This is a genomic window from Phytoactinopolyspora alkaliphila, assembly GCF_010550695.1.
Taxonomy (GTDB): domain Bacteria; phylum Actinomycetota; class Actinomycetes; order Jiangellales; family Jiangellaceae; genus Phytoactinopolyspora; species Phytoactinopolyspora alkaliphila.
The window spans coordinates 61,151-84,270 of record NZ_JAAGOB010000007.1 but is presented as its reverse complement, the minus strand read 5'-3'; the positions used below and the strand labels follow the sequence as shown (position 1 = coordinate 84,270).

General features: G+C 66.7%; 34 protein-coding genes and 1 tRNA gene. 22 read left to right on the top strand and 13 right to left on the bottom strand.

Annotated elements, in window-relative coordinates:
• Positions 1-24 precede the first annotated feature (24 nt).
• From G1H11_RS14180 to G1H11_RS14085, 21 genes are all read left to right on the top strand, one after another.
• Positions 25-822, top strand: coding sequence for a hypothetical protein (locus tag G1H11_RS14180; protein ID WP_163819158.1), 798 nt, complete (start codon positions 25-27; stop codon positions 820-822).
• Positions 823-837: 15 nt separating this feature from the next.
• Positions 838-1,827: a major capsid protein gene (locus G1H11_RS14175; RefSeq protein ID WP_163819241.1), complete on the top strand. Its 990-nt coding sequence runs from the start codon at positions 838-840 to the stop codon at positions 1,825-1,827.
• 72 nt (positions 1,828-1,899) lie between these two features.
• The gene (locus G1H11_RS14170) at positions 1,900-2,238 is read left to right on the top strand and encodes a hypothetical protein (protein ID WP_163819240.1); all 339 of its coding nucleotides are present in this window, start codon (positions 1,900-1,902) and stop codon (positions 2,236-2,238) included.
• A complete protein-coding gene (locus G1H11_RS14165; RefSeq protein ID WP_163819239.1) occupies positions 2,222-2,623 on the top strand; it encodes a hypothetical protein in 402 nt (133 codons plus the stop codon). Before G1H11_RS14170 ends, G1H11_RS14165 begins: the two co-directional genes overlap by 17 nt.
• Positions 2,620-2,985, top strand: coding sequence for a DUF6093 family protein (locus G1H11_RS14160; protein ID WP_163819238.1), 366 nt, complete (start codon positions 2,620-2,622; stop codon positions 2,983-2,985). The genes G1H11_RS14165 and G1H11_RS14160 overlap by 4 nt, the downstream gene beginning before the upstream one ends.
• Positions 2,982-3,344, top strand: a complete 363-nt coding sequence (locus tag G1H11_RS14155) for a hypothetical protein (RefSeq protein ID WP_163819237.1) — start codon at positions 2,982-2,984, stop codon at positions 3,342-3,344. Before G1H11_RS14160 ends, G1H11_RS14155 begins: the two co-directional genes overlap by 4 nt.
• On the top strand, positions 3,341-3,793 hold the full coding sequence (locus G1H11_RS14150; protein WP_163819236.1) for a hypothetical protein: 453 nt from the start codon (positions 3,341-3,343) through the stop codon (positions 3,791-3,793). The genes G1H11_RS14155 and G1H11_RS14150 overlap by 4 nt, the downstream gene beginning before the upstream one ends.
• Positions 3,794-3,834: 41 nt before the next feature.
• Positions 3,835-3,984: a hypothetical protein gene (locus G1H11_RS14145; protein WP_163819235.1), complete on the top strand. Its 150-nt coding sequence runs from the start codon at positions 3,835-3,837 to the stop codon at positions 3,982-3,984.
• A gap of 3 nt (positions 3,985-3,987) precedes the next feature.
• On the top strand, positions 3,988-4,473 hold the full coding sequence (locus G1H11_RS14140; RefSeq protein WP_163819234.1) for a phage tail tube protein: 486 nt from the start codon (positions 3,988-3,990) through the stop codon (positions 4,471-4,473).
• A complete protein-coding gene (locus G1H11_RS14135; protein ID WP_163819233.1) occupies positions 4,470-5,099 on the top strand; it encodes a hypothetical protein in 630 nt (209 codons plus the stop codon). The genes G1H11_RS14140 and G1H11_RS14135 overlap by 4 nt, the downstream gene beginning before the upstream one ends.
• Before the next feature lie 295 nt (positions 5,100-5,394).
• On the top strand, positions 5,395-8,358 hold the full coding sequence (locus tag G1H11_RS14130; RefSeq protein ID WP_163819232.1) for a phage tail tape measure protein: 2,964 nt from the start codon (positions 5,395-5,397) through the stop codon (positions 8,356-8,358).
• Entirely contained in the window at positions 8,355-9,149 is a 795-nt protein-coding gene (locus G1H11_RS14125) for a hypothetical protein (protein WP_163819231.1), read from the top strand. The genes G1H11_RS14130 and G1H11_RS14125 overlap by 4 nt, the downstream gene beginning before the upstream one ends.
• 36 nt (positions 9,150-9,185) lie before the next feature.
• Positions 9,186-11,429 carry a hypothetical protein gene (locus tag G1H11_RS14120; protein WP_163819230.1) on the top strand — a complete coding sequence of 748 codons (2,244 nt, stop codon included), beginning with the start codon at positions 9,186-9,188 and terminating at the stop codon, positions 11,427-11,429.
• Positions 11,429-11,767 carry a hypothetical protein gene (locus tag G1H11_RS14115; RefSeq protein WP_163819229.1) on the top strand — a complete coding sequence of 113 codons (339 nt, stop codon included), beginning with the start codon at positions 11,429-11,431 and terminating at the stop codon, positions 11,765-11,767. Before G1H11_RS14120 ends, G1H11_RS14115 begins: the two co-directional genes overlap by 1 nt.
• 64 nt (positions 11,768-11,831) lie before the next feature.
• The gene (locus G1H11_RS26535) at positions 11,832-11,957 is read left to right on the top strand and encodes a hypothetical protein (RefSeq protein ID WP_281352391.1); all 126 of its coding nucleotides are present in this window, start codon (positions 11,832-11,834) and stop codon (positions 11,955-11,957) included.
• A complete protein-coding gene (locus tag G1H11_RS14110) occupies positions 11,954-13,138 on the top strand; it encodes a peptidoglycan recognition protein family protein (protein ID WP_163819228.1) in 1,185 nt (394 codons plus the stop codon). The genes G1H11_RS26535 and G1H11_RS14110 overlap by 4 nt, the downstream gene beginning before the upstream one ends.
• Positions 13,135-13,488, top strand: coding sequence for a hypothetical protein (locus tag G1H11_RS14105; RefSeq protein ID WP_163819227.1), 354 nt, complete (start codon positions 13,135-13,137; stop codon positions 13,486-13,488). The genes G1H11_RS14110 and G1H11_RS14105 overlap by 4 nt, the downstream gene beginning before the upstream one ends.
• Positions 13,485-13,712: a hypothetical protein gene (locus tag G1H11_RS14100; protein ID WP_163819226.1), complete on the top strand. Its 228-nt coding sequence runs from the start codon at positions 13,485-13,487 to the stop codon at positions 13,710-13,712. Before G1H11_RS14105 ends, G1H11_RS14100 begins: the two co-directional genes overlap by 4 nt.
• Before the next feature lie 86 nt (positions 13,713-13,798).
• A complete protein-coding gene (locus tag G1H11_RS14095; protein WP_163819225.1) occupies positions 13,799-14,155 on the top strand; it encodes a hypothetical protein in 357 nt (118 codons plus the stop codon).
• Between the two features lie 4 nt (positions 14,156-14,159).
• Positions 14,160-15,902 (top strand): hypothetical protein, encoded by a 1,743-nt coding sequence (locus tag G1H11_RS14090; protein WP_163819224.1) that lies wholly within the window; start codon positions 14,160-14,162, stop codon positions 15,900-15,902.
• A complete protein-coding gene (locus G1H11_RS14085; protein ID WP_163819223.1) occupies positions 15,899-16,198 on the top strand; it encodes a phage fiber-tail adaptor protein in 300 nt (99 codons plus the stop codon). The genes G1H11_RS14090 and G1H11_RS14085 overlap by 4 nt, the downstream gene beginning before the upstream one ends.
• Before the next feature lie 117 nt (positions 16,199-16,315).
• Here the strand turns inward: G1H11_RS14085 and G1H11_RS14080 are convergent, their stop codons facing one another.
• Positions 16,316-16,696 (bottom strand): ribbon-helix-helix domain-containing protein, encoded by a 381-nt coding sequence (locus tag G1H11_RS14080; protein WP_163819222.1) that lies wholly within the window; start codon positions 16,694-16,696, stop codon positions 16,316-16,318.
• Between the two features lie 149 nt (positions 16,697-16,845).
• Positions 16,846-17,022, bottom strand: coding sequence for a hypothetical protein (locus G1H11_RS14075; RefSeq protein WP_163819221.1), 177 nt, complete (start codon positions 17,020-17,022; stop codon positions 16,846-16,848).
• 324 nt (positions 17,023-17,346) lie between these two features.
• Here G1H11_RS14075 and G1H11_RS14070 point away from each other — a divergent pair, with 324 nt between their 5' ends.
• Positions 17,347-17,679: a hypothetical protein gene (locus G1H11_RS14070; protein ID WP_163819220.1), complete on the top strand. Its 333-nt coding sequence runs from the start codon at positions 17,347-17,349 to the stop codon at positions 17,677-17,679.
• Here the strand turns inward: G1H11_RS14070 and G1H11_RS27440 are convergent.
• From G1H11_RS27440 to G1H11_RS14015, 11 genes are all read right to left on the bottom strand, one after another.
• Positions 17,660-18,073 carry a PIN-like domain-containing protein gene (locus tag G1H11_RS27440; protein WP_163819219.1) on the bottom strand — a complete coding sequence of 138 codons (414 nt, stop codon included), beginning with the start codon at positions 18,071-18,073 and terminating at the stop codon, positions 17,660-17,662. The genes G1H11_RS14070 and G1H11_RS27440 overlap by 20 nt on opposite strands.
• Positions 18,070-18,684 (bottom strand): DUF433 domain-containing protein, encoded by a 615-nt coding sequence (locus tag G1H11_RS14060; protein ID WP_163819218.1) that lies wholly within the window; start codon positions 18,682-18,684, stop codon positions 18,070-18,072. The genes G1H11_RS27440 and G1H11_RS14060 overlap by 4 nt, the downstream gene beginning before the upstream one ends.
• A 233-nt stretch (positions 18,685-18,917) precedes the next feature.
• Entirely contained in the window at positions 18,918-19,088 is a 171-nt protein-coding gene (locus tag G1H11_RS14055; RefSeq protein ID WP_163819217.1) for a hypothetical protein, read from the bottom strand.
• A gap of 13 nt (positions 19,089-19,101) precedes the next feature.
• Entirely contained in the window at positions 19,102-19,995 is an 894-nt protein-coding gene (locus G1H11_RS25265; RefSeq protein ID WP_246211418.1) for a RyR domain-containing protein, read from the bottom strand.
• Positions 19,995-20,216 (bottom strand): hypothetical protein, encoded by a 222-nt coding sequence (locus G1H11_RS14045; protein WP_163819216.1) that lies wholly within the window; start codon positions 20,214-20,216, stop codon positions 19,995-19,997. Before G1H11_RS14045 ends, G1H11_RS25265 begins: the two co-directional genes overlap by 1 nt.
• Positions 20,217-20,307: 91 nt before the next feature.
• Positions 20,308-20,841 carry a hypothetical protein gene (locus G1H11_RS14040; RefSeq protein ID WP_163819215.1) on the bottom strand — a complete coding sequence of 178 codons (534 nt, stop codon included), beginning with the start codon at positions 20,839-20,841 and terminating at the stop codon, positions 20,308-20,310.
• 172 nt (positions 20,842-21,013) lie between these two features.
• Positions 21,014-21,268: a hypothetical protein gene (locus G1H11_RS14035; protein ID WP_163819214.1), complete on the bottom strand. Its 255-nt coding sequence runs from the start codon at positions 21,266-21,268 to the stop codon at positions 21,014-21,016.
• A gap of 88 nt (positions 21,269-21,356) precedes the next feature.
• Positions 21,357-21,428, bottom strand: a tRNA-Val gene (locus tag G1H11_RS14030).
• Between the two features lie 87 nt (positions 21,429-21,515).
• A complete protein-coding gene (locus G1H11_RS25260; protein WP_216843756.1) occupies positions 21,516-22,040 on the bottom strand; it encodes a hypothetical protein in 525 nt (174 codons plus the stop codon).
• Between the two features lie 15 nt (positions 22,041-22,055).
• Positions 22,056-22,523 (bottom strand): peroxiredoxin, encoded by a 468-nt coding sequence (locus G1H11_RS14020; RefSeq protein ID WP_163819213.1) that lies wholly within the window; start codon positions 22,521-22,523, stop codon positions 22,056-22,058.
• 11 nt (positions 22,524-22,534) lie between these two features.
• On the bottom strand, positions 22,535-22,960 hold the full coding sequence (locus G1H11_RS14015) for a DUF3052 domain-containing protein (RefSeq protein ID WP_343074862.1): 426 nt from the start codon (positions 22,958-22,960) through the stop codon (positions 22,535-22,537).
• Between the last annotated feature and the right edge of the window lie 160 nt (positions 22,961-23,120).

Sequence of the window (23,120 nt, the reverse complement as noted above, 5' to 3'; positions counted from 1 at the left end):
CCTACCCGATCCCCAGGAGGGACCGTGACCAGCACAACAGCTCTACCCACACACCCCCGCAGTGGCCTGCTCGCCATCGGATGGCGCAAGCCTCGCCGCGCCCGCGGCGAGACCGAACCCCAGCCCATCTGGCCCATCGCTGGCGGCAGCGGAACCGGAGATGCCGGAGCCGGAGGAGATGGCGGTGACGGTGGCGCAGGCGACGACGGCGGATCCGGCGCAGGAGACGACGGTGGAGACCCGACGCCGCTGGAACAGCAAGCACTCGACGCCATCGCGTCGCTGAAGGCGGCCGGGGCGCAGATCCCGGACGCGCTGAACGCGGTAGTGAAGGAGTTCCGTGACGCCCGCAAGGAAGCCGGCAACCACCGCACCGCCAAGACCGCCGAAAAGCAACGCGCCGACGCCGCAGAGGCGCAACTGTCGGCCGTGCTCAAAGCGCTCGGTGTTGACGGTGACGACCCACCCGATGCGGATCAGCTGCAGGCCGCCCTCACCGATACCAAGAGCGAGGCCAAGCAGTCCCGAATCGAGCTGGCAGCCTACAAGGCCGCGGCCAAACCGAAGGGCGACCGTCCGGCCGTCGATGCCGACGCGCTGCTCGACAGCGCCACATTCCTCAAGTCGCTGAGCAAGCTCGACCCGTCCAGCGACACGTTCGAGGCTGACCTGGAGTCAGCGATCAAAACCGCAGCGGACAACAACCCGCTGCTCGTGGCTCCCCCTGGCGGGGGGCGCCGTGGACCCGGCCAGGGCCCACGCCAAACCCCCGAATCGCGGCCGAAGTCGATGAACGAAGCGATCGCGGCCCGCTACAAGTAACAGGAGGACCACATCATGGCGATCACTCTCGCTATGGCCCAGGTCAACACGCAGGACGACGTTGACTTCACCGTCATCGACGAGTTCCGGAAGTCGAGCTTCCTGCTCAACGCGCTCACGTTCGACGACTGTGTGTCGCCGGGCACGAACGGCGCGACGCTGACCTACGGCTACACCAGGCACATCACCGAGCGCGCGGCCGCCACCCGGCAGATCAACACCGAGTACACGCCGGCTGAGGCCCACCGGCAGCGGTACACCGTCGATCTCGTCCCGATGGGTGGCAAGTTCCCCGTCGACCGTGTCGTGGCCAACCTCGGCCCGGCGGCGTCGAACGAGGTCACCTACCAGATGAGGCAGCTCATCAAGGCGGCGGTGGCGAAGTTCCACGACGAGTTCATCAACGGCACCGCTGCGGACTTCTCGCAGGAGGACCCCGGTTTCGATGGTCTCGCCGAAGTTGTACAGGGCACCGTCACCGACTACACCGCCACCCAGTCGTGGGACTCGCCCTCCCTCGGTGTCGATGGGTCGGCTGCCGTGCACGACGCTCTCGATGAGCTGGACGAGTGGATGGACACTCTCGACGGCCTGCCCGACGTAATCATCTCCGGCGACAAGGGCATCGCACGGCTGCGCTCGCTAGCTCGGCGGGCGAACTACTACGAGCGCATCCGGGACGAGTTCGGCCGCGAGGTCGAGACATACCGGGGTGTGCCGTTCGCGAACCTGCGGGAGAAAGACGGATCAACCGACCCGATCATCCCAACCGTGGACGGCGAGACCGACCTGTACGCCGTCCGGTTCGGTCTGGACTCCGTGCACGGCGTGTCCGTGGTCGGTGGCCAGCTCGTGCGGACATGGCTGCCGGACTTCACCACGGAGGGTGCGGTGAAGCACGGCGAGGCTGAACTTGGGCCCGTCGCCATCGCGGCGAAGAAGACCCGCGGCGTGGGCGCGTTCCACGTCCGGGTCGAGCAGGCGCCGGACAACGGCGGCGACTGACACCGGGAATCGGCTGGGCGGGACGTTCTCGCCCAGCCGCTTTCCACCACCACTTGTGAGGAGACCCAGCCCATGCCACAGGCACGCAGCACCAAATACCCCACCCTGAAGCTTGTCCGCCTCGGTGTGTCGTTCAAGGGCGGCAAAGCCGAGGTAACCGCGAAACAGGCCGCCGCGCTGCGCAGGTTGTCGCCGCGTTTCGGCATCACCGTCGAGGGCGGCGGTCTGGCCGACGCCGCCGACAAGCCGCTCGACAAGAGGACCGTGGCCCAGCTTGACGAGTACGCGAAGGAACATGGCATCGACCTCGGCGACGCCAAAACCAAGGCCGAGATGATCGCCGTGATCGAGAAGGCCAGCGAGGCACGCAGCGCCGACGAGGGCACGACCCCCAGTGGCGCTGACAGCTGACGATCTCCGCGTGGAGCTCGGGTTCTCCGCGGACGAGTGGACCGCGGCGGATGAGTCCCGCGCCGGGTCCATCCTGCGGCGGAGCCGTGTGACGGTGGTCGGGATGGTCGGCGCGGGCCGTCTCGCCCGCGCCGAGGCCGACGCGTCTTCGAGCATTCCCGAGATCGCCGCCCGCGGAAAGGCGAAGCTGGCCGCCATCGACGAGGCTGTCCTGGAGTACGCCAAGGCCCGTTTCGGCAACCCTGAACGAGTGATGCAGCGCCGTGAGGGCGCCGACAACTCGGTGTCGTTCGCGGACTCCTCCGACGCGGCGACCGGCCGCCGCGAAGCGCAAGCGATCGTGGCTGGCGCGTTCGGCACACGAGCGGCGACCACCACGACATGAGCCGCGATTACATGCGCCGGATGCTGCGCCGTGAAGCCCGGCCGAGGATGACCGCCCGGGCAAAACACACCCGCGGCGAGTACCCGAACGTGGAAACCATCCACGAGTGTCTGCCATGCACGCCAAGGCCGACCTCAGGGCGGGCCAACCGTGACATTCAGACCGGGGTGCAGACGTCGCGGCAATACCTCTACGACGTGCGGGTGCCGTGGGACAGCGACGTCCGTGAGGGCGACGTCTTCCACCTCATCCGATCCGATGATCCGAAGATGATCGGCCGGTGGCTCACCATCGTCGAGGACACCACCGACGAGTGGGGCGCCGTGCGCTACGTGACATGCGTCGAGGGGAGGCCACGGTGAGCGAGTTCGACCAACTCTCCAACGACCTGTCCCGCGCCGCGGCGACCCTGCCGCTGCGGGCGCGTGGCGCTGGCGCGAAAGCGATCGACCAGATCGCCAGCAACGCCCAGCAGGCGGCGCTCGGAAGCTGGACGAGGTACGGGCGAGGCATGCGCGGCGCCGCCGGAACCATTCGGGGCCGCATGTCTCGGGACCGCTCCCGAGTCGCCGGCTACGTTATGGGCGACGACGCCGCGCTGCTGCAGGAGTACGGCACCTCGCATCACCCGCCGCAGCCGGTCATCGGGCCAGCCGTTGACGCCGGCGCAGGCTCGTGGGCCGAACAGATCCTCGACGCTGGCGGGGATCTGCTGCGATGACCGCCATCCAGGTCGACCTGGACATCGCCGAGCATCTGCGCGCAACCCGCGACCACCTGACCGCGAACGGCATTCCCGCCGCGCTCGGCCGCAAACCGCCCGACACGGGTTGGACCGCCGCGCCGGGACAGTCGCCGTTCGTCGCCTACGTGGTGCTGTGGCGGATCTCCGCGCTCGAAGCGCCACCGTTCGGTCTGCGTGTCCGCCACACCGAGGCCCGCCCCGCGATCCAAACGAGCTGCTGGGGCGCCAACCCCGACCAGGCAAACGACCTACTCGACGAGGTCAAAACACTGATGCTCAACGGCTCGCTTGCCGTGCCCGGCCGCAAGATTCAGCGCGTCATCCACGAGCCCGGCGCGTCGGACGTGCGCGACCCCGACTCCACGCCGCCGCTGTACTACTCCGCCGACCGGTACCGGATCTGGTCACTGCCCGCCCCGCCATGACCGACGCCCGCCCATTTCACCGAGAGAGAAGGAACAACGCCATGGGTAAGCCCGTGACCCTGCGTCACCCCAAACTGAAGGGCCCCAAGGGTGCACCTCGCACCGTGAAGGTCCCGTCCGAGAGCGCGGCCCGGGTGCTGCGCAGGAACGGCTGGGTCGATGCCCAGCCAACCGCCGGGAAGGAGAGCTGACCCATGGGTGAGCGCGCCGTACACGAGAACAACGTCGCCGTCTGGTTCCTGGCCGGAGGCGTCGCCAGCTCCGATCTATCGGAGGTCACCGAGGCCGAGCTGTCCGCGGCTGTGGAGTTCACCGAACTCACCAGTGACGGACTCGGCATCAACCCAACGAACAACAACGCGTCGATCGCGATGCTGCGTTCGGGGAAGATCGGCCAGAAGCCGGGCACCCGGCAGAAGGACATCAACCTGCGGTTCGCGCGCAACACCCCCGACGGGGACGGCGACGAGGCGTGGGACCTGTTCGAGTACGGGCTCGAGGGTGACATCATCGTTCACCGGTTCGGGCTGGAGCCGTCCACGGGTGCACCGCTGGAGGTGTACCGGGGCACGTCGCACGACCCCACCCCGATCGCGTCGGCGCAGGACACCTACCAGCAGTTCGAGGTGCCGTTCCCGCTCGACGACTGGAACGACAAGGCGACGCTGGTCACCGAATGAGCAACGATTTCGAGGCCCTGAAAGCGGACGCCACCACGGGCTACCGCGAGGTCGAGGTCTGCCTCGACCTCGCGTTGCTCGGCGAGTTCGAGGCAGCCTTCAACGAGCTCGCCTCGCAGCGCAAAACCACGGTCGGGATGCTGCGGGAGCCGGCGGCCGTGCGGGCGTTGGCTGAACGTGTCGTCGAGCTTGACCAGGCGGTGCGGGAAAAGACCAAGGTCTACCAGTTCAAGAAGCTGCCCCTCAACGAGTGGAAAGCGCTCCAAGAGTCGTACCCCGCTGATGAGGAAATGCAGACCAAGCTGCGCCAACAGCTGGCAGAGGCACGCGAGATCAACCCGCAGGCGTACCTCGACACGACCACCGATTGGGAACGGTTCTCTATCGCTGCCGTGTCGAAGTGCGCTATCTGGCCGGAAATGGACCTTGATCAGGTTCAGTGGCTGCGTAACCACGTCCCCCCGGAGAAATGGACCGAAATCTGGGACGCCTGCCACTCGGTGAATACTGAGGGTTCCAGAATCCCAAAATACGCAAGCGGTATCGTCGAGAAGATGGCTTTAGGGCTGAACTCGATTACTGCGGAGAACGGGGAATCCCTCTCTCCGTCTTCCGAGGGCGCATAGTCGCCGACGGCGAACCGCTGTGGACTGAGCTGGATCACGACCACGCGCTGGCGTGGAAGCTGGAACAGGACGGGAAATGCCCCGGCTGCCGAAACCCCATCGACGAAGTATGGGTGTTCGACCCTGAGCAACAGCGACAACAAGAGTCGCATTACCACGGGGCTTTGCGTAAATGTGTCGCATGTGCTGCTCGGGAAATGACCGTCGACAAATACACCGCTAACGAGCGGTACGACAAATACGGTATCTACCCGATTGTCGAATACATCGAATAACTCAATAGGGGGTGGTGTGCGTGGCTGGCCGCACCGTAACCGTCACCCTCGAAGCTGTCGTCTCTGGATTCCAGAACAACATCCGCCAGGCTGCAAACACCACCAAACTAGCCGGCGCGGAAATCTTCAACGTTGCAGAGAAGAACTCTGCCGCGTTCACCACGCTCGGACTAGCGATGGGTGCGGCCGGCGCGCTCGTAGCGAGAGGCCTGAAAGGCGCCGCAGGTGAGGCGATCGCGTTCGAGTCGGCGCTGACCAAGTCGACCACCCTGATCGGTGTCTCTAAGGACGAGATGACCGAGATGGGCAACGCGGCGTTGCGGCTCTCGCACACCGGTCAAGGCCCGATCGACCTGGCCGACGCTTTGTTCTTCGTCCAGTCGGCCGGTCTGCGTGGCCAGCAGGCCATGGACGTCGTAGAAGCGTCAGCCAAGGCCGCATCCATCGGACTGGGTGACGCTGCCACCATCGCCGACCTGACCACGAGCGCGATCAACGCCTACGGGTCGGAGAACCTCACCGCCGCGCAGGCCACCGATATCCTCATCGGGTCCGTGAGGGAGGGCAAGGCAGAAGCGTCCGAGCTTGCCGGGTCCATGGGCCAGGTCCTCCCGATCGCCTCCGAGATGGGCATCACGTTCGACCAAGTCGGCGGGGCGATGGCCGCGATGACGCGGACCGGCACCGGCGCGTCGGAAGCCGCGACCCAGCTTCGCAGTATCATGACGTCCCTGCTCAAGCCGAGCGAGGGCGCACGTGACGCCATGGCACAGTTTGGGCTGTCGGCGGATCATCTGCGCGGCGTGATCCGCGACCAGGGCCTGTTCGAGGGCCTGATGATGGTCCGCAACGCCGTCGGCGACAACGAAGAAGCACTAGCGGCGATCTTCCCGAACGTTCGCGCGTTCGCTGGTGTACTCGACCTCACCGGCGCGTCCGCAGAAGCCAACGCCGACATCTTCCGGAACATGGCCGACACGACGGGCCTACTCGACACCGCCTTCGAGACCTGGTCGCAGACCAGCGAAGCCGCCATCGCCCGGTTCACCTCGGCCGCCCAATCCGCGCGAATCGCCGCGATGGAGGACCTCGGCAAGCCGTTGTCGTTCGTCCTCGACACCGGAACCAAGCTTCTGCAGATGTTCACCGACCTACCCGGCCCGGTACGCACAACTGCCACCGTCATCGTGGCGGTCGGCGCCGCCGTCGGGATCCTCGGCGGGGCGGCACTGCTCGCCGTGCCGCGGATCAACGCCACCCGAATGGCTATCCGCCAGCTCGGCGCCGAGGCCGTCACAACGCGCACGCTCATGTCCGGCATGGGTCGGTTCCTGCTGGGTTCCTGGGGGGTGGCCATCGGTGCGGCCATCACTGGGCTTGGGATCTTCTTCCAGCAGCAACAGAAATCGAAGCAGCTCACCGCGGAACTAGCGAACGAGATCAACGGCCTGTCCGGTGAGATGTCTGACCTTGGCCGGCAACGCATCGCCGAGGAACTGATTGATGCTGGTGCCGTCGATGCCGCTCGGCGGTTAGGGGTGGAACTCGATGTACTAGTCGAGGCCGCCCTGGGTAACGAGAACGCTTGGAACAAGCTTCGCGAAGCCGGGCTCTTGGTGGACCGGGGCAACGGCCACCTCCTGAAGACACTGATCCGGCTACAGGGCGCGGTCGAAGAGAGCGCCGAAAAGGCCGCACATTTGGCGGAGATGACCGGTGGAGCTGGCCGCCAGGTTCACCGACTCGGCAAGGAAAGCTCCGACGCGGCCGGCGAGGTCGACGAGTTCGGCAACATCGTCTCTGCCGCCGCTGAGGACGCTGCCGCGGCCATCGCCGAGTACACCACCCAAGCTGGGAGCGCGACCCGGGAGACAGCCGCCTACGGCCACGAACTGGTACGCCTCGCCGAGCAATCCACAAGCGGGGACCGCAACGTCCGCGACCTCGCCGAGGCTATGCGGGTCCTCGGCGATGAGACCTCCACCGCGGACGAGAAAGCCCGCGCCCTGAAAGACGCGCTGCGGCTGCTCTCCGACGGCACCCTCACCCTGGAGGAAGCTCAGGGCCGCGCCAACGCCGCCGTCAGGGCCGTTGAGGACGCCCTCGACGACGCCACAAAGGCCGCCAAGGGCAACACCTCGGAGCTGTTCAACGCCGAAGGCCAGATCGACACCACGACGGAGGCGGGATGGCGGCTGTTCCAATCTGTGACTGGCGCTACCGAGGCGATGATCGACGAGGCAGCCGCTGCCTACGACCTGGCGATCGCGAACGGTGACCTCAAAGGCGCCCACGATGCTACGGTCACCTCCGCGGAGCGTGTTCGGGCTGAGTTCATCCGCGTCGCGACCCAAGCCGGGCTCACCGAACAGCAGGCCTCCGACCTGGCCGACCAGTACGGTCTCATCCCCGACGACGTCCACACCGTCCTCGGGGCCACCGATGAGGCCACACGGGTCGTCGAGGACGCACAGAACGAACTCACGAAGTTCGAAAACCGCAACGCCGTCTCAACGGTGACAGCACGCGCGAGCACGTCTCAGGCGGAACGGGACCTGAACCACACCGCCCGCAACCGGACCATGACCATCACGCCCCGGCTCAGCGGTGGAGGCGGCGGCGTTGGTGTCCCCTACGCGGTGCACACCGGCGGGGAGATCCTTTCGCGAGGGCACATCAAGCGCTACCACGACGGCGGCTCCGTGGTGCCCATGTCAGTCGGTCGTCTCGCACACGACGAGGTGCCGGCCATCCTGCAAACCCGCGAACGAGTCCTGAACCGTGAACAGGCCGCCGCGTTCGAGTCCCTGCGCACACTGGGAATCCGAACCGGGCCGCAGCTTGGCGCCGGGGACATCGCCCAGATGGTGGCCGGCATGCCGGTCAAGGTGTACGCCACACTCGTCACCCCAGACGGCAGAGTCTTGGCTGAATGGATCGCCGAAGGCCAACGTGAACGAAACCGGGCTGGAGCGCGCGGATGACAACGGTATGGATCGGTCCCGCCGGCGCGATGCGCGAGGTGCGTTCCCCCGCTCCGATGCAGGTGTCGTATGGCCGACACCACCACGTCTCTCGCCTCCTCAGCGGCACACACACCATTCAGATCCCGCCTGGCGCGCCTCGCCGCTGGTCGTGGGAGATGTCCTGGGCCACCCGGGAAGAGCTGGCCTACCTGACCGAGCTCGAGGCGGGTCTGCACGGTGGCGAGTACTACTGGTACGACCCGATGGCGCTGGAGTCGAACATGCTCTCGGCGGCGGCGTCGATGCCCGGGACGGAGCCACAGCTGGGGTGGTCCCCGATCGATGGGGCGTCGTCCGCCGTGGTCGCTGCGCCGGGGGTGCTGGAGGTTGACGGGACGGCATGGTCGTCTCTGGTGCCGCTCCTGCCTGGGCGGACATACACGGCTGCGGTCGAGAACGTGGACGCATCAGCAAGCGTTGACCTGATGCTGGCGCGGCTTGACGCGGCCGGTGATGTGATCCAGGTCGATGGGCCGGCGTCGGCATCTGCGGGGCAGCGTGCCGTGTTGACGGTAACCGTTCCCGAGAGCACGAATGGCGCCTCGCAGCAGCTGATGTTGCTGTCGCCGACGGCACCGTGCCTGGTATCGCGGCCTCAGCTGACCGAGACGGACAGTGCGGTGGATTGGCTGCCAGGCATGGGGATCCCCCGTGTCGTGGTGTCCGGGGTGTCGGAGATCTATCAGATGGCCGTTGCGGGGTTGCCGACGCGTTCGGACTGGTCCGCTCAGCTGATCGAGGTGGGGTGAGGGATGCAGCCGACGCCGACAGGGTGGCCGGCCGACATGACGGTGACTGAGCCGCGTGCCGAGGTGGTGTGGGGCCTCGACGACCCGCCGGTGACATCTGCGATGGCCGTTGACCGGGCGATCGCAACGGAGTGGCCGGATCAGATCGCCGGTGTCACGGGCCCGGGTATCGCGACCGCCGATGTCACGGTGGCCCGGGATGAGCCTGTGTCGCGTCGCCCGTTGTCGCCGTGGGGTGCCGGCGGTGAGCCGGAGCTGCCGCGGCCGGACACGCCGGTCACGGCGGATGTCGGGTTCGGCGGCGCGATGGTCAGGGTGTTCACGGGGGTGACGTGGGATGCCCGCGGCAGCGCCCGCAGCTCGACGGCGACGGTGCAATGCAGTGACGCCGCCATTCGGCTACGTAACCCGGCGACTCTGGAACCGCAGGGGTCGACGCAGCCACCGGTGATCACCGGCGCGACACAGATCCGGGTCAACCGCCTCACCGGGCTCTGGGTCATGGACGCGATCGCCCGCATGTCGCAGTTCTCGGCAACCATCCCGCCCCCGCAGGAGCAGTTCCTAGGTCTCACCTATCACCCGCAGCGGGCCGCGTTGCATGTCCCGTTGCAGGGTGGTCTGGCGCCGCTGCCGGGGTCGGGGACGGTGCGCACGAGCCCGTCCGAGATCGGGATACCGCCGCCGCCGCCGGTACGGTACGAGCGGGCACCGTGGGGTTACGGGGTGTGGCCGGACCGAACACACACCCGCACGTATCACACGCGGTCCCCGGTCGGGTGGTCACCGGGCGGCAATTCATGGTGTGTGCAGGCCCACCTCGACAGCGCCACGCCCGGTTCGGTGCAGGTGCAGTGGCCGGACGGGCGGTCCCTCGTGCTGCGCGTGCAGTCCGGCAATCTGGAAGCCGTCGCGAACGGCGCCGTGGCGGCATCGATCCCCGGCCCGTTTTCAGGCCCGTGCCGTGTGGTGTTCGCACACTCCGGTATCGGCGGCGCGCAGCTGGAGACCTACCTGCAGGCACCGGACGGGCGATCCGCACAAGGCGCCCAGTCCGTCTTGCGAGGCACGGGGACCATCGACTATGTGCAGACCACGGGGCGCCTTGCCGGTGTCTCGATTCAGTTCGTCAACAGCATCAACCCGCCCACCGATCACGTGAGCGATTGGGAGCCGACGTTCCTTCCGGACCCGTCGCTGAACTGGCTGACCGCGATCCCGTGGCTGGTCGAGGTCGACCGGTGGGACACCCTCGCCGAACTCGCGCAAGCCGAAGCAGGCGGCATCTGGTGCGACGAACGCGGCCGACTCGTCTTCAAGAACCGCGAGTGGCTCAACGACACGACCCGCCCCGTGGATGGCACAGTCACGTCGCGGGACTCCATCGAAGATCTCACCTGGGAGATCTCCCGGGATTGGACCTACCGGTACGTGTCCGTACCGTGGCAGCCGGTGGAGAACCGCTACGCCCGCCGCATCCCCGGCTCGGGCGCAGGCGAATGGGTCGAGGCACACTCACCGGACAGCGGGCGCCGATACAAGCTATCCGAGCTGGCGGAACTCCCAGAAGGCGACACGTGGTTCGTACAACTCGACGGGGACGCCATCGACCTCAGCACCACGATCACCGCCCTTGGGTGCGGTTCCCCAGACCTGTACGGCTCATACGTGTACATCGGCGACGCATCGCTCAACGATCCATCGACCTGGCCTACGTGTGCAAACCCGGGAGTGGATGGGCGACCCGAACGCAACCCCGGTGGTGCGGCTGCCACCGTTAACGGGCCGACGTGTTCGCAGGTGGAACCCGCAAGAGTGAGACTCACGCTGACGCGCAGCGGGTCATCCACGTCGATCGAATCAATCAGCCTTGCCGGGAAAGGTGGGACAGGGCCACCCGGCCCGGTGCTGAAAGCTCGCCAGGTCCTTGTGTATGGCGAGACCGAACGCCATGTAGTTAACAACCATCCCGGGACGCCTTCGTCCTATGGGACCGTCCTGTCGCTGCCGGACACGGTCTGGCGGCAGCAACAGGCCGACGCGGAGCAGCTCGCCGAGTGGCTCGGCGCACAGACCGCCACGGCGCGGCGGATCATCAAGACCCTGAGCATCGTGCCTGACCCGCGCATCCAGCTCGGCGACCACCTCCAGGTCAACGACCCCGACGTCACCGGCCTGTCGGCGCGGTGCCTCGTGGTCGGGATCCGGCTGTCGGTGAGCGACGACGGTCACATGACCCAGGACCTGACCGTGCGGCCCCTACTGATCGAGGAACCGTGATGACTGCTGTGCATCTGTCCGCCATGGCGAAAGCGCGCACCGACCAAACGGTGGCCGAACGGGTCGAGGCTGCCCTGTCCGTCCACGTCCGCGAGGTCCTCACCAGCGACCAGCCCGACGCCGCGCAGCAGCGGGTCGCGCGTCGCCTCATGTCCGACCCGACGTGGAGCCTCCCCGGCCTCGTGCGGGCCGTCGTGTCCTCCTCGGCTCTGTCCGGCGCACTCGACCTCGACGACGACGGGCAGCTGATCCAGCCCGACGACGCCCTCGTGCTCGCCGCCGTCGCTGAGGCATTCCCCACCCTCTGCTCGGCCGTCACCGGCTCCAACCTGACCTAACCAGCCCTCGCCCGGCACCCCGCCCGAGCCGGTGGGGCGCTTCCGCACGCCCAGGAGGACACCCATGCGCTACGCACACCACGGCGACGTGCCGGAGGTCGACATCGACCCCGACCACGTCGACCGCGAGGAGGGTGAGCATCTCCCGCCCGAGCTGCTCCCGACACCCACAGACGAGGCGGATCAGTGACCGGCTGGGACAGCCGCGCCACGATCGGGCTGCGCGCACCGCGGGGCATCAACACCAACATCAGCGCCACCAGCGGGACGGCGTTCCACTACGCCGGCGGCGGCACCCACCGCCGCACCAACCACGCCGACTGCCGCGCGCTGTGGCGCGCCTACCAGGATTGGCACCTCGCCCCCGGCAACGCGAACAACTACAACGACATCGCCTACAACCTCGGCGTCTGCCACCACGACATCATCCTGGAGGGCCGCTCCACCCGGGACCGGCCACGAGTCCGGGGCGGCGCGAACGGCAACGCCACCGTCAACGGCAACAGGTACTCGATCTGCGCGATCTGGGGATCCGGCGACGGCGACCCACCCGACTCGCTGCTGCGCGCCTACCTCGCGGCGCGGGCGTTCCTCCGCAGCGAGGCCGGCGCCGGGTCCGGGATCTCCGGGCACCGCGACCTGTCCTCGACCTCGTGCCCAGGCGACCCGATCTACGCCTGGATCCAGGACGGCGCACCACACCCCGGCGGCGCCGGCGACACCGACCCCCCGAGCCAGGAGGACGACATGACACCAGAGCAGGACAAGATGCTCCGCGACCTGTACCGAGTGCTGTGCAACAGCAACGCCGCGATGGTGCAGTACCCGCACAACGACGGCCAGGGCAGCGTCCGCTATGGGGTCGAGAGCGGCTGGGCTCGGGCTCGACAGGCCGACCTGCAGACCCGCAACCTCGACTCAAAGGTCTGGAACCGGACCAACCCCACCCTCGACCTGGTGTACGGGACGATGCTGCGGTACCTCATCAACGCCGTGCGGCCGGACCACAGCCAGACCCCGGGCGCCCGGGTCGGGTTCCTCAAGGACCTCGACAAGATCCTGGAGCAGCAGGCCGCGATTCTAGCCGCCGTCGGCGGAGCGGACTCGGGGCAGATCCTGGCCCGGATCGATGCTCACCACGCCGAGACCATGGCGGCCGCCGCTGACGCTGAGGCCGCTCTCGATGTGATCGTGGCTCGCAACGACGAGCTCATCGCCGGTCAGGAGCGGCTGCTGGGCATCGTGGATGACGCGATCTCTGGGGAGCGTGACGCGATGGACGCGCTGCGTGCTCTGCACGGGATCCTCGGCGCCACGATCGGCGACGAAAGCGACGAGGACGACGCCGAGCTGGTGGACGCCGAGCAGTGAGCAACGAGGTCACCGTCGCGATCATCGGCCTCATCGGTGTCCTCATCACCGCAGTGCTCGGCTGGATGAACGGCCGCACCCGCAGTGAGGTGCGAGCAACCCGCAAGGTGGCAGCCGAGGCGCGAGCGTTCGCGGAGCCGACCGGAAATGGCTTCGCCGAGCACATGCGCCAGGCGCTGGACCGGATCGAGAACGGCAACGCCGAGCTGCGACGAGATATCGGCGGCCTCCGCGCGGAGAACCGGGCAGACCGGGAGAACAGCGACCGTGTGCATGCCGAGCTCCGCCAGGCCGACCGCGACCTACATCAGCGCATCACCGACCATCTGCAACGAGGAGACCCCACATGAAGGACGCCCTCAGCCGGGCCGCGGCTCGACTGCGCACAAAGCTCCACCCCCGCCGCATCTCCAAGGCCATCGGCGCCGCACTGGGCGGAGTGACCGGCGTGACGGTCACACAGGTGGCCGCCGAGTGGTTCGACTGGGATATCCAGGAGCCCTACGCCGGGGCGATCGCCGTGGCCGTCACCGCGCTCGGGGCGTACATCGCTCCGGCCAACCGCGAGCTCTGATGCACGCCTGCGACTACTGCGGCCAGGAGTGGCCGTCCCGCCTAGCAGCCGCTGAGTGCTGCGATCACGATGAGGAGACCTGACACATGGCTGAGATCACCGCCGCCGGGTACACGGCGCTACGCAACGGACCGCCGCCGGCCGGCTGGTTCGTCGAGCTGCGCGACGGAGCCGGTGACCCGGTCGCCGTCAATGCCGCGACCCGGCTGGAACCGGTAGCGAACGACGACACAGGCTCGCAGACGATGACGCTGACGGTCGAGGTCGCCGGGTCCGATCTGGCGTCGTTGCCGGTCACGGTGGAGGGTGTGGTGGCGTATGCCGCCGACTCCGGAGGGCAACCCCTGACCGTGGTCGAGGCGTTCACCCCGTTCGTGTTCGGGTCGCCGGATGATGAGGCCACGTTCCGGCTGCACGTGCAGGTACCGGAACAGAACGGCTGAACCTGTGGCGCTGACCGAGGACTTCGACGGCGACGAACTCCCCGCCGAGTGGACGGTGTCATCCCCGCTCGGCGGGGAGACCGTCACCGTGTCGGACTCACGCGTCCACATCACGCTCCCGGCCGGCACCAGCTACGACAGCATCCACCCCAACGGCCCCAACGACAACTCCGCCGGCATCGAACACGCTCTGCTGCCCGGCGGAGGCCTCGACCTCGCGATCCAGTGCGACACCGACATCTCCAACACGCGAGGGCTCGGTTTCACCGCCGTGGTCAAGAGCGACACCGAGGCCGACGCCGTCCGATGCTCGTTCTACGCATCGAACTCCGCGACCAATCTCGCGGCGCTGGTGTATGCGTTCCTCCGCGCTGGCGGCAGCGGCGACGCCGCGTCCACGGCAGGGTTTCCCGGAGCCAACACCTACGCCCACCCCTGGATGCGGATCGCCTTCGACCCCAGCACCGGCACCTGGACCGGGCACTCCTCACCCGACGGCGTGAACTGGGCACAGCAGTTCGAGCACGTGAAGGCGTTCACGCCGACGCGCATCAAGATTGGCCTCACGTCGACGAACCCGAACCCCGGTGGAACGCTGCGTATCCAGAAGGTCGTGGACCTACTCGCTCGCGGGTCGACTGATGCCCGCGACCCGCTACCCGCCCGCAACCCGGTGACGCTGTTCTCGTGGGACGGCACCGGCGCGCAGCTGCCCGCGGAGATGATCGACGACTCCGCAGGCGACGGTGGCGCGATCGTCCTACAGGCCGGCGTCGACGGCACGGCCCGGTTCGCCCAGGACATGGACGTCGACGGGTCCCGCGCCCGCATCGAATGGGCCGGGCCACTCGTCACCGAGGGCGGCGTGCTCGCCCGGATCCGTCACGCCGCCGCGGGCACCCAGGCGTTCGGGGTGGTCGGGCTCGGCATCGACACCGGCAACCCCGGCGATCAGTACTCCCGCGGTCCGGGCTATATCCACGAATCTCACGGCGGCACCTCACGGCGGATCATCCGCGTCGACGAGCTCGACCTCTCCAGTGTGGGAAAGCTCGGTTTCGAGGCTCCCTACGGGTGGCTGGCCACACTGACCGACACCAGCATGGTCGGCGACTGGTGGTGGGTCCGGGTCGAGCGGCACGGCCGCCGGATCCGGATGCGGGACTGGCTCCACGGTGACCCGGAGCCGGACACGTGGCGCATCGACGCCCAGGACCAGGTCCAGGACGGCCCCTACGGTGTCGCGCTGGGCTATGCCCACAACGACGGCGCCACCCAATCCGGGCTGCGTCACTTGGACGTGGCCGAGCTCGAGCTCTACGAGCTGGCCCCCGACGAGGAACCGAGCGAGCGCGACACCACCAGCTGGGCCCGCGCCACCACCGTCACAGCCGACCGCGCAGGCACCGGTGAGCGCACCACACACACGCACACCGGCCCTACCGCGACCAGGCCCGAGCGGGACGGGACCGGCAGCCGACACGCCACCTTCACCGCGCGCCCCGCCCACGCGCGAGCCGGCGGCGGCGCAGGCAGAGCCGAGCGAGCGGCCACCACAACGGCGGCCACCGCGGCCACTACCACCGGACGCAGCGGCGCCGGCATCCGACACGCCACCACCACAGCCCGCTCCGCGGCCACGAACGCAGACGCCACCAGCCACCAAGCCAGCCTGCCGCCGCCGTGGCGCACGTTCGCCATCCGGCACGACGAGCGTGTTTTCGCCATCACCGGGAGCCACCCATGAACCTCGCCGCTGCTGTCTCTCCGAACGTCACCGTGAAGGACCCCGACGACCGGCTCGACTACGCCTGGACTGCCGCCGATTGGCTCACCGACGGCGACACGATCACCAGCCACGAGTTCATCGTGCCCGAAAGCGACACCCTCACGGTCGACGACAGCAGCGTCGTCGACGGGGTGGTGATCGCGTGGATATCTGGCGGCAACCGCGGCACCGACGTCAACGTGACATGCCGCATCACCACCGCCCAAGGCAGGACGAAGGACGCGACCGTGAAGTTCATGATCCGCGACCGGTAGCCGATCGGCAGCCGCCCGCCTTCACTGACAGCTTCTCCGGTTCCGCCCGGAGGAACCCTCCCACCGCCCCGCTGGCCTTCACGGCCGGCGGGGCGGCTTTGTCACGTGTGCCGTTGCTCAACGCTTGAGGTCGTTCACCGCGTGCGTGAGTAGCGCCCGCACGGCCGCGGCGCGGCTGAGACCCTCGGCAGTGGCGTAGGCGTCCACCTCAGCAAGCAGCTCGTCGGGCAGCCGCACGCCGTTGATGAGGGTTCCGGTGTTCGGGCGGCCGTGCCGCTGCGGCTGGTCGGCGACGTCGAGCGCCTCGGCCGGCACCTTCACGGTGGTGACCTCTGTGCGGTTCGGCCGGCGGCCGCGGTAGATCACGATGGTTTGCAGTCCCTTCGCGGCGGGGTCGCCGGGCTCCCAACTGGTGCCGCCGAGGCGGCGAGCCAGCTTGTCCAGGGAGCGGAACAGTAGGTGTTCGCCGGTCGCGGCGTATGCGATGTGTTCAGTCATGTTGTCGTCCTCGTGTAGTGCGATTCTGGTGCCCGGGGTGGCCTGGCGAGGTGCCAGGCCACCCCCGTTGTGGTGCTTGTGGTTCTTCCGATGGCGGCGCTACATTGAGGGGTGGACCCGGCCAACTAGCTCTTGGCCGGGTCCGTTCGCTAGCCCTCGTCGTTGACGAGGTCGGTGATGTGGATCAGGATCAACATCGCCGTCTCGCATGCCCGCGTAGCCCGGTCAACATCGCCCCGGTTGCCATGCTCCAGCCCGGCCCACATGTGCCGCCTGTAAGCGTCGCGGGCCTCGTCGAGGTCTAGCTCCTCAATGAGTTTCGCCATCGGCTCACCTCCTCTCTTTAGTTGTATACCGGCGTTTGCCGATACCCAAAAAGTACAGGAATGAGGCCGTCCTGTCAATATTAGACACCTGAAAACGCCCGGCAGAATTCGCCCCCGTGTCACGCCACCAAGTCCCAAGTACGCTCGGGCCAATCGGGGCGTCTCGTCGGGCGCCGGTCACCGGCCACGTAGATGCCACCACGGGGGAGGCATGGTCCGGCGAGATCCCCACGAACGCGAGCCCTGCTCGGCCCTTTCTGGCCGAGTGGGGCCCACTTGTCGTTCGAAGGCCATTGATCCGAACACACGTTCTATACTGGTCCCATGGGGCTCGGCAAGGACAGGATGCGACCGCCGCACCTACTGCGGGAGCAGGCCATCCTGAACACCCACTGGCCGGCGAACCCGCGCAGCTACCGGACCCACCACCCCGGCGTCCCCGTCCGTGCCCGCGTCATCTGGGAACGTGACGGCGTCGAGTACGTCGAGGGCGTCGCGCGCCGCTGGGACGCCAAGCACGTCTACGTCGAGATCCTCCGCTCCGGAGGGCGGCTCAACACGAATGGGTGCTGGTTGAAGCCGTGCGACGTGTATCGATCGTCACCCGATGTTAAGCACTCAACTTCGGCCTGCGAGATCAGAGCGCTTCACAAGTGATAACCGAGTGGTCGCCCATGCGGGGCTCACGAGCGAAGTAGGCCGTCGGGATATCGTGCCAATTTTCGAGGACATAGAGCACCGCAGGAACAATCACAGATGTGGCGTAAACGATCTGAGCGATGCCTCTGGCTGGCACCTTCGGGACTCCTAGCCAATGGAGACCTGCGTCCCGCAATGCAGCCCGCTCGTATTGCGCTTCGAGTTGTTCGCGATCTTCAGTAATTATCGCACCGTAACGTCGAGCGGAAAGCTCCCTGAAAAGGTCTTGGTCGTCGGTTCCGAGCAAAGCGGCTCTACGTGCACTTGTGAACTTGTGTTGCCTGAACACTCGATCTAGCGGATTTTCAAGTTCGGGTGAAAGATTCTCGTCAATGAAAAAGCGGCGCCTCAACCCGCCACCGCCTCAACTCGTTGCTGGAATCTTACGGCGTCTTCCGCTGCCTCAGCCGACACGGTTGGATAAAAATGAGGGACGTCCTTGGGAAAGACGGTGCGGTAATCAACCAGGTCCGCGATCGTGTCATAGGGAACTCGTGTCCCGGATATCGTAGGCCAACCGCCCATGCGCTGAAGTTTGACCTCCACGTGTTTCGATGGATGGCGGAAGTTCACCACTTCCTCGTCCCGAAAATTCTTGAACCGCTCAATCAACTGCTCAAACGTGAAAAAATCGATCTGCCCGACCTTATTTGTAAGGTCAATAGCCTCCCCCGTGTTCAGACCTGCATAGACGGTCTTTCCATCAGTTCCGAACTTGTACTCGGAAGGATGTTCGGTAAGATCAACCAGATCGAGGTTCCGAAACGCCTTGCTGACTTTCTGCATCGAGGTCGACGCCCTGAGGCGTACCAGTGACCGAAGTAAGATCAGGTCGCGGAACGAGTACAGTGGCGGCCGGTACGGCCTGACCTCGGGAATCACCAAGCCCTTATCTCGCCATCGGTTCAACTGCGCATAGGTTGCGCCCGTGAGAACTGAGGCCAGCCTCTGTGGGAACGCCATAAGTGTCACCTCCTTCGGTGGCGCCTGGCGACATATCTAGTGTCGCACGCCATGTCGCTCGTGTCGCGACCCAGCGGCTTCCGTGGCCAGCGGCGGCCGCACCACCACCGCGTGCATTACCTTTGCCTCGACAGGTCAAGGCCCACCCCTCTGCGTGCGGATCTGCTCGTACACCAAGAGCTCCTCATCCTGCCAGCCGGAAAGCGCATGATCCATACCTGATGTCGGGATCGTTACGTTCGCACCAGGCGCGTCGACGTGACCATCTCGCAGTGTGACGCCACTATCTGGGCCGCGATCAACTGTGCCTCCACCGGCCGATCCTCGCCGACGAGCACCCACGACGTGTGCTGATCAGGGATGACGGGGCGGACCGTGGTGTAGCCGACCTCGACAGTGATCACGCGCACACGTTATTCATTGCGTGAGCGAATTGACGATGCTGAGGAACAGCACATCCTTGCGACGCTGATTCGCGGGCAAATCATCGTAGGGCAGCATGCACGGGTGGGTGCGCGCCTCGGGGTCCTTCGTGGTCCCGTATGTCCATCCGTCGGCAGCCTTCGCGTCAACCCACGCCTGGTGGTGTGCGGCGGGATCGTGCGTTTCTGCAAGCGCGTTGCGAACGCCCGCGACGGCCGACTCGCGTTGCCATGTCGGGGCGTCATCCCACGGCCGGGATGGTGCCGGGTCGCCGTCGACGAGCTGGAGGGCACGGTTGGCCTCGTGGCAGACGCGGGCGATCTCTTCGGCGGACAATGCTGGCGAACGCGCGGTGGCGACCCACTCCCGCTCGAAGAGGTCGCGGCTGCGTTCGTAGTCGATCAGGTCAACGTACTGATGATTCCGCGCACGAAGAAATGACACAAACCGTCCCATGACCTCGAAGACTGCGGACCCAGCAGCTTTCAGCAAGATTGGTAGCTCGGTTGGTGGCACATACGATGCCGGATCCACGATTCGCTCTTTGCTGAAATGCGCGAGGTGCTGCGACGCCAGGTACCACATTGTCGTATGGTCGTCCTTCGTATACAGCCTTTCCTCAGCCTCCGTCGCCTCCGGCGTCCATCCGAAGTCTCGGCACGAGAAATCCTTGGCGCTGGGGTTCTTCACGAGGAAGTCGGCAAGGAGTCGTACATTCAAGAAGAACGACTCGATACAAGCTGACCTGACCGCGCCACCGTCCGCGCGAAGGATATGCATGGGAAGTTCACCGACCTGACTAAGGGCGAACCCGACAGCGTTTAGTTCCTGCGACTCCCTGGCGTAAATACTCTGCACGGCTTCCGGGCCTAGCTCCTGCGGCTCCATCACGTCCCCTTCCTCTGCGCGTCATCGTACTGGCCGAGCTCGGTCGTGAGCTGGTCCCGCAGCTTCTGAAACTCGACGATGATGTCCCCGCACAGCGCAACGGCGCGTTCGCCGGCGGCTCTGGTGCGGGCGTGGGGGCGGGTGCCGTTGCGCCACGTGGTGAGCGCGTCCTCCAACTGCCCTGCGGCCGCGTGCGCTTTCGGTGGCAGAATGCTTGCCATGGTCGCCTCCTACTAGGCGGTCTAGGCCCCGGCTCGGTGTTGGTAGCACCGGCCGGGGCCGCAGTTGTCACATCAGCGATGGCGTGTTGACTCAGTACTCCGAAACGCTCGTCACGATCGCTACTAGCTCAGAATCGCTCGACGGTGTCCCGATCCGTTCGGTCTCGTCGACACGGTAGCTGTCTCCGGTGATGGTCAGCGTGTTGATCTTCGGATCGTCGCCGCCCTCGATCTCGTAGATGACCTCATAGGTGGTGTCAGGGTCTAGCGGTTCACCGCCGTAGGCGACCTCGATCCGGAACGTCACGTTGCATCCGGCGCTACCGAAGCACTGCTTCTCCAGCGTCTTGACGTCGAGTTCGAAGTCGTCGACGGTGGGCTCATAGGCATCTGGTTCCGGCTCGGGCTCCGGTTCCGGCTCAGGTGCGGGCTCGTCCTCGACGACGGGCTCGAGGTTCGGCTCCGACCCGGTCGATGGCGAAGCCGTCTCGGCCGCTGTGGCGTTGTCGTTGTCTCCGGTGGCCTGCCCGATGCCGATGCCAACGAACAACGCGACGATGACGGCGAGGACCCAGGGCCACCGGCGCGGCTTGCGAGTCGGGGCTTGTGGTTCGGGTGTGCTCATGTGGGTCTCCCAGGTTGTGATCGAAACGATGGGGCGACGTCGGGGTGAGTACACCCGGGAAGGCGTCTCCCTGCACCCCGACGCCGCCGATGAAGGGCAGCGCCGGCCATCCCATCCGGGGCACCCGGGAGGGAGACCCCGGGGCGTTGGCCGGCGCTGCCGGTCGGTGGGACTAGCCGATCCGGAAGACCGGCGGCGTGTAGTAGAAGTTGGGGGGCGCGGTGCGCGGCTGGCCAACGTGTGGCGGAACCTCGCAGCCGTCGCCGCCACCGATCTGGAACGACGGCGGTGCGGGGGTGAAGTTCGGCGGGGCCGTGGCGGCCGATGCGGCGACGGCTGCGCCGGCCGTCAAGGCGACGGCGGCAAGGATGATGGCAATGCCACGACGAATAACGCGTCGGGGCTGGAGTCGTGCTGTGCGGGTCATGCGGTCCTCCCGGGTAAGGTACAGCCTCAGGTACAGCACGTTCGCCTGAGTGACCTTTGATCCGGGTGTTATTGCAGGTTAGCTGGGGTGGGCGCAGTTGGGTTCGAACCAACGACCCCTGGTTTGTAAGACCAGTGCTCTACCGCTGAGCTATGCGCCCCGTGGGCCGGCCTTGAGGACCGGCCTCAGCCGGAACAGCCTACCCAGTGGGGTGGAAGAATGCCGAATCGGGCACCACGACCACGGGTCAGCGGAACCAGCTCCGTTTGGAGCGGTCCGTCTCGCCTTTCGTCTCCCCGCCGGCCCGCACGCCGCGCGTCGTGGCCGGGTCGGTGACGCGATCACCGGACTCAGCCGGCTCGTCGTCCTCAGGCGGATAGCGCGGTGGATCGTTGGCCGGGCGTTTGGCATGTTTGCCCAGCACCCGATCGATGGCAGTGGCGACTTCCGACTCGAGGTCACGTCCGTCGTCGGGCCTGCGATGCCGGCCGCCCGCGCCGATCGCCGTCAGCCCCCGATCCATGGTGCTCTCCACAGCGAGAAACTCCGCCGTGGCCGACGACTCACAGGTCCGGCAGACCGTCTCGCCGAGCCGGCGCACCAAATTGGTGCCGTCACAGGTGGGACAGTGATCGACGTCGGAGGACCACCCGTGGCCCTGCTGGCACTCGGGGCAAACCAGCACCTGAAGATCGGCACGAACGGCACGGACCCACAGCCGCGAACCCCGGCCCGGGTCCGCCTCCCGCGCTCCACAGCGGTAGCAAGGCATAGCTCTCTCTTCCCGTCAGTTCGGCGCGGACGTCAGCCCGGCAAGGGCACGACGATAATCCCCGATATCGCGCGCTTGCGGTATGGCGTTGACCACACTCCACTGCACCTTCCCCTTGGCATCGACAAGAAAGCTTGCCCGACGCGCACAGCCGCGTTCTTGATCAAGTACACCGTATGATGAAGCCACCGCTCCATGTGGCCAGTAGTCGGACAGAAGCGGAAACTCGAGCTTCTCCTGCTCGGCGAAGATCCGCAACGAGAACATCGAGTCACAGGAGACCGCGAGCACCTGTGTTTCCGCCGCCATGGAGGGGATGAAGTCGTCTCGCAGGGCTCTGAGCTCGCCCGTGCACACGCCGGTGAAGGCGTAGGGATAGAAGACGATCAGCACGGGTTGTCCGCGCAGCGACGACAGACGCCACGCGGCCCCGTGGTGATCCGGCAGGTCGAAATCCGGAGCAGGTCTGCCGCTCAGGTTCATCGCGGGTAAGACTAACCTCTGGGTGCGACCAGTTTTGTACCTGACCAATCCTCGGTCACTGAGACCGTCGTCGTGGTCGACAGGCCGGCCGTGAGAGCGGCGTCAGCGATGTCACTCGCCTCTACATGCCCATCCCGGCCCACCTTGGGCGTGAGCAACCACACCACCCCACCCGGTGCCAGCTCGGTGATGGCGTCCACCAGCCCGTCGGTGAGGTCGCCATCGTCATCTCTCCACCACTGCAGAACGACGTCGGCGACGTCGCCGCTGCCCTGGTCAACGAGCTCGGTTCCGGTCGTGTCCTCAATGTCGATGCGCAGATCGTCATCGCAGTCCTCGTCCCAGCCAAGCTCTTGCACCACCTGGCCTGGTCGGAATCCAAGCTTCCTGGCCGGCCCTTCGACTTCAGCAGCCGATTGACCCGCGGTCTGGCCCACCGATCGTCCTCCTCGCGTCGCGTGGTCGCCCCGTGCGAACCACCCATAGCCCGTAGTCCACCTAAGCATGCGCCTTCGCGCAAGTGAACCCGCCGGACAAGTTTGGTACAGCCTGGCACGTTGGCGCTACGTGTGGGGCGCCGGGAGGCAAGAATCCAGA

Excerpts from the sequence above, each read along its gene's own strand:
- G1H11_RS14175 (WP_163819241.1), top strand. The coding sequence starts at position 838 with ATGGCGATCACTCTCGCTATGGCCCAGGTCAACACGCAGGACGACGTT.
- G1H11_RS14170 (WP_163819240.1), top strand. The coding sequence starts at position 1,900 with ATGCCACAGGCACGCAGCACCAAATACCCCACCCTGAAGCTTGTCCGC.
- G1H11_RS14160 (WP_163819238.1), top strand. The coding sequence starts at position 2,620 with ATGAGCCGCGATTACATGCGCCGGATGCTGCGCCGTGAAGCCCGGCCG.
- G1H11_RS14150 (WP_163819236.1), top strand. The coding sequence starts at position 3,341 with ATGACCGCCATCCAGGTCGACCTGGACATCGCCGAGCATCTGCGCGCA.
- G1H11_RS14145 (WP_163819235.1), top strand. The coding sequence starts at position 3,835 with ATGGGTAAGCCCGTGACCCTGCGTCACCCCAAACTGAAGGGCCCCAAG.
- G1H11_RS14140 (WP_163819234.1), top strand. The coding sequence starts at position 3,988 with ATGGGTGAGCGCGCCGTACACGAGAACAACGTCGCCGTCTGGTTCCTG.
- G1H11_RS14135 (WP_163819233.1), top strand. The coding sequence starts at position 4,470 with ATGAGCAACGATTTCGAGGCCCTGAAAGCGGACGCCACCACGGGCTAC.
- G1H11_RS14125 (WP_163819231.1), top strand. The coding sequence starts at position 8,355 with ATGACAACGGTATGGATCGGTCCCGCCGGCGCGATGCGCGAGGTGCGT.
- G1H11_RS14120 (WP_163819230.1), top strand. The coding sequence starts at position 9,186 with ATGACGGTGACTGAGCCGCGTGCCGAGGTGGTGTGGGGCCTCGACGAC.
- G1H11_RS14115 (WP_163819229.1), top strand. The coding sequence starts at position 11,429 with ATGACTGCTGTGCATCTGTCCGCCATGGCGAAAGCGCGCACCGACCAA.
- G1H11_RS26535 (WP_281352391.1), top strand. The coding sequence starts at position 11,832 with ATGCGCTACGCACACCACGGCGACGTGCCGGAGGTCGACATCGACCCC.
- G1H11_RS14100 (WP_163819226.1), top strand. The coding sequence starts at position 13,485 with ATGAAGGACGCCCTCAGCCGGGCCGCGGCTCGACTGCGCACAAAGCTC.
- G1H11_RS14095 (WP_163819225.1), top strand. The coding sequence starts at position 13,799 with ATGGCTGAGATCACCGCCGCCGGGTACACGGCGCTACGCAACGGACCG.
- G1H11_RS14085 (WP_163819223.1), top strand. The coding sequence starts at position 15,899 with ATGAACCTCGCCGCTGCTGTCTCTCCGAACGTCACCGTGAAGGACCCC.
- G1H11_RS14080 (WP_163819222.1), bottom strand. The coding sequence starts at position 16,696 with ATGACTGAACACATCGCATACGCCGCGACCGGCGAACACCTACTGTTC.
- G1H11_RS14075 (WP_163819221.1), bottom strand. The coding sequence starts at position 17,022 with ATGGCGAAACTCATTGAGGAGCTAGACCTCGACGAGGCCCGCGACGCT.
- G1H11_RS14070 (WP_163819220.1), top strand. The coding sequence starts at position 17,347 with ATGGGGCTCGGCAAGGACAGGATGCGACCGCCGCACCTACTGCGGGAG.
- G1H11_RS14060 (WP_163819218.1), bottom strand. The coding sequence starts at position 18,684 with ATGGCGTTCCCACAGAGGCTGGCCTCAGTTCTCACGGGCGCAACCTAT.
- G1H11_RS25265 (WP_246211418.1), bottom strand. The coding sequence starts at position 19,995 with ATGGAGCCGCAGGAGCTAGGCCCGGAAGCCGTGCAGAGTATTTACGCC.
- G1H11_RS14045 (WP_163819216.1), bottom strand. The coding sequence starts at position 20,216 with ATGGCAAGCATTCTGCCACCGAAAGCGCACGCGGCCGCAGGGCAGTTG.
- G1H11_RS14040 (WP_163819215.1), bottom strand. The coding sequence starts at position 20,841 with ATGAGCACACCCGAACCACAAGCCCCGACTCGCAAGCCGCGCCGGTGG.
- G1H11_RS14035 (WP_163819214.1), bottom strand. The coding sequence starts at position 21,268 with ATGACCCGCACAGCACGACTCCAGCCCCGACGCGTTATTCGTCGTGGC.
- G1H11_RS25260 (WP_216843756.1), bottom strand. The coding sequence starts at position 22,040 with ATGCCTTGCTACCGCTGTGGAGCGCGGGAGGCGGACCCGGGCCGGGGT.
- G1H11_RS14020 (WP_163819213.1), bottom strand. The coding sequence starts at position 22,523 with ATGAACCTGAGCGGCAGACCTGCTCCGGATTTCGACCTGCCGGATCAC.